Genomic DNA, 8,907 nt, shown 5'->3' with positions numbered 1-8,907 from the left:
CCTCGGCCGGCGACGCGCCCGCGGCAGCCTCGGCGAAGGCCGACGCCGGCGCGTTGTCGGACGACGACGTGGTGAGGTTGGTGACCGCCGGGGCCGGCTCGGCGACCGCCGCAGGTGCCGGAGCTGCAGGGGGAGCCGGAGTCGGAGCAGCCGCGGGACCCGCCGAGCTCGCCGCCGCGGGCTGCGCCGGTGCCGCCGCGCCGGGAGCCGGCTGCTGAACGACCTGGACGTGCATGACGTAGCGGACGAAGTCCTGGGCGATGCCCTTCATCATCCCGCCGAACATCTCGAAGCCTTCACGCTGCCACTCGGTGAGCGGATCCTTCTGGCCCATCGCCCGGAGGTTGATGCCCTCCTTGAGGTAGTCCATCTCCTCGAGGTGCTCACGCCAGCGCTGATCAATGATGCGCAGCATCACCTGCCGCTCGACCTCGCGCATCACCTTGGGCGTGAGCTCCTGCTCGCGCTTCTCGTAGTGGGCGGTCGCGTCGGCCAGCACCATCTCGGAGATCTGCTTGGTGTTGCGGGCGCCGGACAGCTGCTCCTCGGTGATCTCCGTCGGCCAGAACGTCTTCAGGTCCTTGGCCAGGCCCTCGAGGTCCCACTCGTCCTCGGCGGGGCTGGCGCAGTAGGTGTCGAGCAGGGCGTCGACGGCATCGTCGAGGTACTCCATGGCCGCCGACTTGAGGTCGACGCCCTCGAGGATCTGATCGCGGCGCGCGTAGATGACCTTGCGCTGCTCGTTCATCACCTCGTCGTACTTGAGGACGTTCTTGCGGATCTCGGCGTTGCGGGTCTCGACGGTGGTCTGGGCCCGTTCGATGGCCTTGGTGACCATCTTCGCCTCGATCGCCTCGTCGTCGGGCAGGGCCCGGTTCATCACGTAGCTGAGGGCGCCGGTGGCGAACAGGCGCATCAGCTCGTCGTCGAGGCTGAGGTAGAAGCGGCTCTCGCCGGGGTCGCCCTGGCGGCCCGACCGGCCGCGCAGCTGGTTGTCGATGCGGCGGGATTCGTGGCGCTCGGAGCCGATCACGTAGAGGCCACCGAGCTCGCGGACCTTCTCACCCTCGGCGGCGCACTCGCGTTTGAACTCGACGAGGAGTTCGTCGTAGCGGGCCATCGCCTTGGCCCGGGCCTCGCGGAAGTCGTCGGGCATCTGATCGAGCGGGAGCGGCAGGGCGAACTCGTCGACCATCACCTCGTCGGGGTGGCCCTCCTTCAGCACCTCGTTGCGCGCCATGATCTCCGGGTTGCCGCCGAGGATGATGTCGACGCCGCGGCCGGCCATGTTGGTGGCCACCGTGACCGCACCGAGGCGCCCGGCCTGGGCGACGATCTGGGCCTCGGCGGTGTGCTGCTTGGCATTCAGCACCGAGTGCGGGATGCCCATCTGCTTGAGTTGGCGGGACAGGTACTCGGACTTCTCCACGCTCACCGTGCCGACGAGCACCGGCTGGCCGGCCTCGTGGCGCTCGGCGATGTCCTTGGCGACGGCATCGAACTTGCCGCCCTCGCCCTTGTAGATCAGGTCGGCCTGGTCGAGGCGGCGAATGGGGCGGTTGGTCGGGATCGGCACCACGCCGAGCTCGTACGTGTTGGCCAGCTCGGCGGCCTCGGTCTGGGCCGTACCGGTCATGCCGGCGAGCTTGTCGTACATGCGGAAGTAGTTCTGCAGCGTGATCGTCGCGAGGGTCTGGTTCTCCTCTTTGATCTTCACGCCTTCTTTGGCCTCGACCGCCTGGTGGATGCCTTCCGACCAGCGCCGGCCCTCGAGGATGCGACCGGTGAACTCGTCGACGATCTTCACCTCACCGCCGGTGACGATGTAGTCCTTGTCGCGCTTGTACAGCTCCTTGGCCTTCAGGGCCACCTGCATCTGGTGGACGAGGTTGCGCTGCACCTCGTCGTAGAGGTTCTCGATGCCGAGCGCGGCCTCGACCTTCTCGATGCCCGGCTCCAACGGGATCACCGCCCGCTTGTCCTCTTCGACCTCGTAGTCCTCGTCGCGCTTCAGCGAGCGGACGATGGAGGCGAAGCGGTAGTACAGCTTGGCGGCGTCGGCGACGCGGCCGGAGATGATGAGCGGGGTGCGGGCCTCGTCGATGAGGATCGAGTCGACCTCGTCGACGATGCAGTAGTTGTGACCCCGCTGTGTCTTGTCGACCAGCTTTCCGGCCATGTTGTCGCGGAGATAGTCGAAGCCCATCTCGTTGTTGGTGCCGTAGGTGATGTCGGCGGCGTACTGGGCGCGCTTCTCGGCGGGCGTCGACTTGAAGCCGGGGATGATCAGGCCGACCTCGAGGCCCAAGAAGCGGTGGATCTGGCCCATCCACTCGGAGTCGCGCCGGGCGAGATAGTCGTTGACCGTGACGAGGTGGACACCCTTGCCACCGAGGCCGTTGAGGTAGGCGGGCAGCGTGGACACCAGCGTCTTGCCCTCGCCGGTCTTCATCTCGGCGACCCACCCGAAGTGCAGGGCCGCCCCGCCCATCAGCTGGACGTCGTAGTGGCGCTGGCCGATGGTGCGCTGCGCCGCCTCGCGCACGACTGCGAACGCCTCGACGGCGATGTCGTCGAGATCGGCGCCGTTGGCGAGGCGCTCACGGAACGCAGACGTCTTGGCCCGCAGCTCTTCGTCCGTGAGCTTCTGGAGCGAGCCTTCCAGCGAGTTGATCTCCGGCACCATCGCTTGCAGTGCCTTGATCTTCTTGCCTTCACCGGCCCGCAGGATGCGATCGAGGATGCTCATGCGGGTTTCGATGCTACCGCCAGGCCCGGGAGGCGTGCCGCGCGGCACGCCTCCCGGGCGTTTCCGGCATCTTGGACCGTTTCGGGCTACTTGGGGACCGGGAAGGCGGCGACGCAGTACAGGAACGTTCCGGTCGGCTGCCGACCGGCGCAGGTGTCGCCGTACTGCTGGTAGGGGGAGTTGAACGGGGCGTCGTCGAACAGGCGGTCGCACGACTCCATGTCGCCGGCGTAGCACGCCTGAGCGAGGGCGTCGAGCGCCGCGTCGGTACCGAGTCCGGTCGGCTCGAGCGTGGCGGCTGGGAGCTGCGCCGTCGCGGTTCCCGGGACCGTGCCGGTGCCCGGCGCGACCGTGGGCGCCGTCGGGGTGGTGGTGGGCAGCTCGGACACCACGGTGGTGGGCGGGCCAGACGTACCGGGGAACGACACGACGCACCACTGGGCGGTGTCGAGCTCCTGCCGACCGGCGCAGCTGTCGCCGTAGTCCCGGTACGCGCTGCCGGGTTCGGAGTCACGCCACAACTGATCGCAGGCCTCCATGTCACCGTCGAAACAGCTCTGCGCCAGGCTGTCGAGCATCGGATCGGTGCCGAGGCCCGTCGGTTCGAGGGTCGCCGGCGGCACCGTCCCGGGGGCGACGGTGGTCGGCGTGGGGTCCGGGACGGTGGCGGGGGTGGGATCCGGAACGGTGGTGGCCCCTGGAACGACCGTCGGTGGACCGACGGTGGGCAGCGGCGGCACGGTGGGCGCAGCCGATGCGGTGGGGGGAACCGACACGGCCGGCAGCGTGGTCACGGGGAGGCTCGGCAGCGGCGGGAGCGACGGTCCCGAGCCCGTCGTCGTGGGCGGCGGCGGGACGAACACCGTGGTGGCCGGCACCTCGGCGGTGCTCACCGGGGTGGTGTCGACGCTGCCGCCGGGGAAGGAGCTGACGCAGTAGCGACCGGTGCCCGTGGGCTGGCGACCGGCGCAGGTGTCGCCGTACTCCTCGTAGGCGCTGCCCGAGGCGCTCGCGTTGTAGAGGTCGTCGCACGACGTCATGTCGCCGTCGTAGCAGGCCTGGGCGAGGGCATCGAGCTGGGGGTCGGTCCCGAGCCCGGTGGGCTCCACCGTCGGAGCGGGGATCTCGCCGTTGGTCGGCACGGTGTGGATCGGCGGTTCGCCGGTGTCGACCGGCACGTCGCCCGTGTCGACCGGCACGTCGCCGGTGCCCGGCACCGGATCGGCGAGATCGGTGCACGTCATCGCCCCGTCGGGCACCCGGCCACCACACGTGTTGCCGTAGTCCTCGTACGCCGAGTCGAGCGGCGACTCCCAGTAGAGGTCGTCGCAGGCCTGCATGTCGCCCGCGTAGCAATTCGCCGCCAACTCGTCGAGAAGGGGGTCGTCGCCCAGGTCGCCGGGCGGGACCGGCTGGCCGTCGCCGCCGTTCGTCGTGCCGGTGCCGTCGGTGCCCAACGCGCAGTAGTCCTCGGTGCCGGCGGGCTGCCGGCCGCCGCAGGTGTCGCCGTACTCCTCGTAGGCCGAGTCGACCGGGGCCGCGAGGAAGAGCAGGTCGCAGGCCAGCAGGTCGCCGCCGAAGCAGTCGTCCGCCAGGGCGTCGAGGTTGGCGTCGTCGCCGAGGCCGTCGGGCGGGATCGGCTCACCGTCGCCGGCCGGGGTGGAGTCGTCGGCAACCGAACCGTCGGGTGCGTCGACGTCTCCGCTGGTGTCGTCGGGGATGGTGTCGGTGGCGCTGACGCGCACGTCGGTGGTGGGCGGAGCCGACTCGGGACGGCCGGCCGACGCTCCGGTCGCCGCCAACGTGGCGCCGAACAGCGAGATGCTCACCGCGGCGACCACCCCGGCGATCCGCGCGACGGGCGAGCGGTGGCCGCCCGAAGGTTGGGGGGTTGGCGCGGCCGCGGGCAGCGGCGACGCAGGGTGTCCACGCATCGCGGATCTCCACTTCGTCATGTCGTACGTGCTCGTAGTCGGCCGACCCGGTCGGCTGGTGGTACGGACGGCGATACTAGTGACCTGCCGGCGAGCGGCGACGGCGCCTGCGCTCGAGGACCGCGCACCGGCCTACGCCACGCGCCGAGCGGGCTGGAGCGAACCGGGCGTGGCGGCGACCGCCGCCTTGACCACGCTGATGGCTCCGGCGCCGAGCAGGGTCCGTCCCGCCGACTCCAGGGTGGCCCCGGTGGTGACGACGTCGTCGATGACGAGGATCCGCCCGCGGGTGCGGGGATGAGCGCGGAAACGAGGTCGGGTGGACGGGTCGACACGGGCCCGCCGGCCGCGCCCGGTCTGCACGCCGGAGGCGCCCTCCCGTTCCAGCAGACGGCGGCACGGCAGATCGAGACGGGCGGCGACGGCGCGGGCGATCAGCTCGGCCTGGTCGAACCCCCGCTGGCGACGGCGTGACGCGCTGGTTGGCGCCCACGTCACGACGTCCGGTCCCTCGTCGAGCGCGCCGGCGGCGCTGAGCCGTTGGACGAGGATGCCGGCGACGTGGGCAGCGACCGCCCGACGATTCTGGTACTTGAAGCCGAGCAGTACGTCTCGCACACGTCCCGTGAACGCGCTCGCCACGACGACGCCGGCGGGGGCGTCGATCATCGGACGGGCGACGAGGGCGAACCGGCACGTCCGGCACAGGACCGGGCCCCGGCGACTGCAGCCGGCACAGCGTGTGGAGAGGATCATGCCCCCATCATGAAGAGGGGCTGTCACAGAGTTACCGAGCAGGCCGCGTGGGGCCGGCGCGATCAGGTGGCGAACACGTCGGCGTCGTCGGCGAACGCCTTGAACTCGATCGCGTTGCCGGCGGGATCGAGGAGGAACATCGTCCACTGCTCACCGGGCCGGCCGGAGAACCGCAGGTACGGCTCGATGACGAAGGTGGTCCCGGCGGCGGCCAGGCGCCCGGCCAGCTCGTGGAACTGGTCGACCGAGACGAGCACGCCGAAGTGGGGCACCGGGACCCGGTGGTCGTCGACGTCGCTGTGGCCGGCGACCCGGTCGGTCCGGCCGCCTGGGACCTCGTGGGTGACGAGCTGGTGACCGTAGAGGTTCCAGTCGGCCCAGTTGTCCGCGGCCCTCCCGGGCGAGCAGCCGAGGACGCCGCCGTAGAAGGCGGTCGCCGCGGCGAGGTCGTCCACCGGGATGGCGAGGTGGAAGCGGGATGGCCGCTCGTCCACGTGTCGGTCCTCCACGACGACGACGGTATCCCGGCGTCGGGAGGGCGACGAGCCGCTCCGCCGCCCCGGGGGGTGCCCTCGGTACCGGTGTGGCTGCTGACTGGGCGGGATGGTGGGCGCGGCGTTCACTGGAGCGATGACGCCCGTCGCGCTCTCGACCCGCTCGCGCACCGTCCGCTCGTCGGCGATCCGCGATCTGCTCCGGCTCACCGAGCGCCCCGACATCCTCTCGCTGGCCGGTGGTCTTCCCGCACCCGAACTGCTGCCGGTCGACCGCATCGCCGCGGCGACGGCGGACGTGCTCGCTGCCGAAGGACCGGCCGCCCTGCAGTACGGCCCGACGGAGGGCATCGCGGCACTGCGCGCGACCGTGGCCGATCGCCTCGGCAACGGAACCGCGCCCGAAGGGGTCGTCATCACGACCGGCTCGCAGCAGGCCCTCGACCTCGTCGCGCGGGTCCTGCTCGACCCCGGTGACGTCGTCGTCGTCGAGCAGCCGACCTACCTCGGTGCCCTCGGCGCCCTGCAGTGGTGCGCGCCGACGGTCGTCTCGATCGCCGGCGACCACGACGGCCTCCGCACCGATCTGCTCGCCGACCGGCTGGCGGCCGGCCTTCGACCGAAGCTCGTGTACGTCGTGACCGACTTCGCCAACCCGACCGGAGCGACGCTCGCCGACAGCCGACGTCGCCACCTCGCCGGCCTGGCCGACCAGTTCGGCTTCGTGGTCGTCGAGGACGACCCCTACGGCGCCCTGCGCTTCCGGGGCACGACCGCTCCCCCGGTGCGGGCGTTCACTGAACGTGCCGTGACCCTCGGGACGGCGTCCAAGGTGATCTCGCCAGGGCTGCGTGTCGGATGGCTCGCCGCGCCCGACTGGCTCGTCCGCCCGATCGTCGTGGCCAAGCAGGCGACCGACCTGCACACCGCCGTGCTCAACCAGCATCTGGTGCGGGCGCTGCTGGCCGACGGGGCATGGTTCGACGCCCACGTCGCCGCACTCGTCGAGTCGTACTCGGCGCGCGCGGGCGTACTCGTTCAGGCGCTCCGGGAGGCGTGTGGTGAGCACTTCCAGCTCTCCCCTGTGGACGGCGGGATGTTCCTGTGGGTGCGTCCGCGGCATCCCGGCCTCGCCGCCGAGCGGCTGCTGGCGACCGCCATCGATGCGGGGGTCGCCTTCGTCCCCGGCTCGGCATTCCGGCACGACGCCGTCGACGACGGGACGATGCGGCTGTGCTTCACCACCGTCGATGCCGATGGCCTGCACGAGGCGGCCCGGCGGCTCGGCGCGGCCGTCGGCTCGATGACGACGACCGTCTGACCGCCGGCGAGGGTCTGGAGTCACGGCCCCGCTGCCGGACACGTCGCGCCGGCATCGGGGCGCTGGCTAGCGTCGCCGCGATGAGCATGCCGACGTCCACTCCCAGCGCCGAGGGCATCGACGCGACCGGCATCGACGCCTTTCTCGGCGGACTCGCCGACACGGGGATCGAGCTGCACAGCCTGCAGATCGCCCGGCACGGCCGGATCGTCGCGGCGGGAGCATGGGCGCCCTACGACCTGCAGCGGATCCACCTCGGCTATTCGCTGTCGAAGTCGGTGACGGCAACCGCCGTCGCCACACTCGTCGACCGCGGCGAGCTGACGCTCGAGACGCCGGTCCTCGACGTGCTGCCCGTCGCCGGGCTCGACGTCGATCCCCACTGGACCGGCGTGCAGGTGCAGCATTGCCTGTCGATGACGGTGGGTCACACCGAGGACGCGTGGACGGCCGTGATGGGCCTCACCACCGGACCGGGCGCGACGATGACGGGCTTCCTCGCCGCCGCGCTCGCCACCGGACCCGACGCCGAGCCAGGCACCACGTTCTGTTACAACCAGGTCGCCACGTATGTCCTGTCGCGCATCGTCGCCCACGTCACCGGACGCCACCTCCTCGACGTCCTCCGTGAGCGCGTGTTCGGTCCGCTCGGCATCGGCGAGGTGTTGTGGCATCGGTGCCCCGAGGGGTTCGAGCTGGGCTTCACCGGATGCCACTTGCGACCGGTCGACCTGATGGCGCTCACCCAGTTGTGGCTCGAGCGCGGCCGGCGCGGCGAGGCGATCGTGTCGTCCGGATGGTTCGACCGGGCGACACGACCATTCCTTCCGGTGGCACCCAACGACGTGTCGGACTGGGAGCAGGGCTACGGGTTCTCTTACTGGAAGGCCCGTCACGGGTACCGCGCCGACGGTGCCTTCGGCCAGTACGGCATCGTCCTGCCCGAGCAGGACGTTGCGATCGTGATCAACAGCGAGGTCGAGGACATGCAGGTGCCCCTCGACCTGCTGTGGCAGCACGTGCTGCCGGCGATCGACCGGCCCGGCTCGGCCGCTGCCGACGAGATGCTCGCGGTCCGGCTCGCGGCGCTGGCGTTCCCGCCCGTCGCCGACGACCGCTCCGGCCCCGATCGGTTCGCGGCCGACCTCGGGCCCGGCTCCGAGCTCCCGCAGGGCTACTCGCGGATCATCGTCGGCCGGACGACGTCCGGCTTCGACGTGACGTTCACCGTCGACGGTGACGACGTGACCATCGCCGCCGGAGCGGGCTCATGGACAGACGGCCTCCTCGCCGTCGGTGCCGGCGTGTTGCCGACAGCAGCGAGCGCCGGGTGGCGCGACGGCGAGTTCCGCGCGTCCATCCGCCTCGTCGAGACGCCGCACACCCTGGAGCTCACCGCTACACCGAGCCGGGACGACGGAGCGGCCACGGCGTCCGTCGGGTGGCGCCTCCCCCCGCTCAGCGGACCCGACCCGGCATCCCTCGCCGTCCGCCCCCGATGAATGACGAGGTTCTGGGTGCGTTCCGTGACGGTGACCGTCACTGTCCGATCTCGGGACATCGGTGACACATGGATGTCGCGCAGCATCGGTAACACCTGAGGTGGTCTGGGGCGAGGATGCCTCATGGCCGGAGAGGTGCTGTCGATGAAGG

At 71.1% G+C, this 8,907-nt stretch carries 6 protein-coding genes; 2 read left to right on the top strand and 4 right to left on the bottom strand.

The genetic code is table 11. The features are described 5' to 3' along the window. The 4 genes from secA to DN771_RS28790 all read right to left on the bottom strand — a co-directional run. Nucleotides 1-2,749, bottom strand: a 2,749-nt coding sequence (gene secA / locus DN771_RS28805) for a preprotein translocase subunit SecA (protein ID WP_117001030.1), incomplete at its 3' end; no start/stop codon positions are given. An 86-nt stretch (nt 2,750-2,835) separates the two neighbouring features. Then, on the bottom strand, nt 2,836-4,683 hold the full coding sequence (locus DN771_RS28800; protein WP_162942540.1) for a hypothetical protein: 1,848 nt from the start codon (nt 4,681-4,683) through the stop codon (nt 2,836-2,838). 132 nt (nt 4,684-4,815) lie between these two features. Continuing rightward, nucleotides 4,816-5,439 carry a ComF family protein gene (locus DN771_RS28795; RefSeq protein WP_117001026.1) on the bottom strand — a complete coding sequence of 208 codons (624 nt, stop codon included), beginning with the start codon at nt 5,437-5,439 and terminating at the stop codon, nt 4,816-4,818. A gap of 62 nt (nt 5,440-5,501) precedes the next feature. Next, nucleotides 5,502-5,948: a VOC family protein gene (locus DN771_RS28790; protein ID WP_227462514.1), complete on the bottom strand. Its 447-nt coding sequence runs from the start codon at nt 5,946-5,948 to the stop codon at nt 5,502-5,504. Nucleotides 5,949-6,069: 121 nt separating this feature from the next. Here DN771_RS28790 and DN771_RS28785 point away from each other — a divergent pair, with 121 nt between their 5' ends. Next, entirely contained in the window at nt 6,070-7,254 is a 1,185-nt protein-coding gene (locus tag DN771_RS28785; protein WP_117001032.1) for an aminotransferase-like domain-containing protein, read from the top strand. Between the two features lie 80 nt (nt 7,255-7,334). Further along, the gene (locus DN771_RS28780) at nt 7,335-8,756 is read left to right on the top strand and encodes a serine hydrolase domain-containing protein (protein WP_117001025.1); all 1,422 of its coding nucleotides are present in this window, start codon (nt 7,335-7,337) and stop codon (nt 8,754-8,756) included. Nucleotides 8,757-8,907: the final 151 nt, after the last annotated feature.

Origin of the sequence: Desertimonas flava, assembly GCF_003426815.1 — a bacterium.
In the GTDB taxonomy this organism is placed as follows: Bacteria; Actinomycetota; Acidimicrobiia; order Acidimicrobiales; family Ilumatobacteraceae; genus Desertimonas; species Desertimonas flava.
Note: the sequence above shows the minus strand (reverse complement) of the source record. Positions and strands in the feature narration are given on the sequence as shown.

What these genes read in the sequence shown, in the direction of transcription:
- DN771_RS28800 (WP_162942540.1), bottom strand. Translation starts at nt 4,683, where the DNA reads ATGCGTGGACACCCTGCGTCGCCGCTGCCCGCGGCCGCGCCAACCCCC.
- DN771_RS28795 (WP_117001026.1), bottom strand. Translation starts at nt 5,439, where the DNA reads ATGATCCTCTCCACACGCTGTGCCGGCTGCAGTCGCCGGGGCCCGGTC.
- DN771_RS28785 (WP_117001032.1), top strand. Translation starts at nt 6,070, where the DNA reads ATGACGCCCGTCGCGCTCTCGACCCGCTCGCGCACCGTCCGCTCGTCG.
- DN771_RS28780 (WP_117001025.1), top strand. Translation starts at nt 7,335, where the DNA reads ATGAGCATGCCGACGTCCACTCCCAGCGCCGAGGGCATCGACGCGACC.